This window comes from Streptomyces sp. NPDC048269 (assembly GCF_040652395.1).
Classification (GTDB): Bacteria; Actinomycetota; Actinomycetes; order Streptomycetales; family Streptomycetaceae; genus Streptomyces.
In genome coordinates this window covers 37,876-39,355 of record NZ_JBEZLW010000056.1, presented here as the reverse complement: position 1 = coordinate 39,355, position 1,480 = coordinate 37,876, and the positions used below count along the sequence as shown (strand labels likewise).

Sequence of the window (1,480 nt, the reverse complement as noted above, 5' to 3'; positions counted from 1 at the left end):
ATTCGTAGATCGGCTTCGCGTGGTGGAAGTCCGTCTGCGAGTACGGGAGCTCCTCGACGCGCTTGCCGTCGATCTCGTACGCGACGCAGACCGGGCCCGCACCCTTCCCGGGTGCGGGCCACGCCCGTTTCTCATTCGATCCGCGGGGCGAGGCGGGCGGGACCGGCGGCCGGGTCCGCGCGCAGCTTGTCGTGGAGCTGCTTGCTCCGCTCGGTGAGCTGCTGAGGGCCGCTGAGCGGGGGTACGCCCGAGACGCTCGAGCCGGGGGCGATCGGCGGCTGGTAGTGGGTGGGCGCGGTCGCGGCGGTGTACGCCGTCGCGACCGCGATCACCGAGGTCATGCCGAGGGCGGCGCGGGTCAGCGCCCGGGTACGCCGCTCCGTGCGGCCTCGTACGAGGGCCGCGGGGCGCGGGGCGAGCCGTAGCTCCGGAACCAGCGCGGAGAGCAGGTCGTGCAGCAGCGCGGGCTGCTCTTCGGGCGGTACGTCGGCCAGTCCGGGGATCCGCTCGGCGAGGTAGGCGTGCGCATCGAGCAGCCGGCCGCCGGCGGTGGGGGTGCTGGCCTCGGTCTCGGCGGCGGTGTCGGGGAGGTCGAGGCCGACGCCGTCGTAGAGCACCACGGTGCGGCGGTGGGCGGTGGGGAGCGAGAGCAGGGCGTCCAGCAGGATCCGGTCGGCGGGCTCGGCGGGGGGCTTGTCGGGATGTCGGTGCGCCGCGCGCAGGTGGTGCCAGGGAGCGAGGGCGTGCTCGTACGCGACCGCGCGCACCCAGCCCACCGGGTCCGGGTCGGTGGCCACTTCCGGCCACTGCCGCCAGGCCTGGCGGAACGCCCGCTCCACGGCCTCCTGGGCGACGGCCCGGCGGCCGGTGAGCAGGTAGGCCTGGTGGATGAGGTCGGGGGCGGCGTGGGCGTAGAGGGCGTCGAAGGCCGCCTCGGCCGAACCCGCCGGTGCCTGGCGCCGGGTGGCGGGCGCGACCGGCCCGGCGCTGCCGCCGAGCCGGCTGGCCGGGGCCGTTCCAGCGGCCGCTGCGGCTCCCCTGGGGGCGGGGCTCCGCGGCGCGGGGGTTCCCACGGCAGCGGGGGACACGGCGGGCTCGTCCGCCGGAGCCGGTGCGGCGGAGTCGGCGGACCCGGCGGAATCCTGGGACTGGCCGTCCCCGGACCCGGCGGACCCGGCGGAATCCTGGGACTGGCCGTCCCCGGACCCGGCGGACCCGGCGGAATCCTGGGACTGGCCGTCCCCGGACCCGGCGGACCCGGCGGAATCCTGGGACTGGCCGTCCCCTGAGGTCCCGTACGTCCCGGCGAGGCCGTGGGCACCGGGGCCGCCCCCCTGTGGCGTTGCCCTGCTGGTCGAGGCGCCCGCGTCGTTGGCGTCGTTGGTGTCGGCCGTGTCGTTCGCGACGAGTCCTTCCCGGGCTTCGGCGATGGGCCGTTCGGCTCCGATCGCCTCCTGGGCTGGGTCGGCGGTGGGCAACG

General features: G+C 76.9%; 1 protein-coding gene. It reads right to left on the bottom strand.

The genetic code is table 11. From position 1 onward, the window contains the following. Positions 1-131: 131 nt before the first annotated feature. The gene (locus AB0D48_RS33395) at positions 132-1,478 is read right to left on the bottom strand and encodes a DNA-directed RNA polymerase sigma-70 factor (protein WP_362405668.1); all 1,347 of its coding nucleotides are present in this window, start codon (positions 1,476-1,478) and stop codon (positions 132-134) included. Positions 1,479-1,480: the final 2 nt, after the last annotated feature.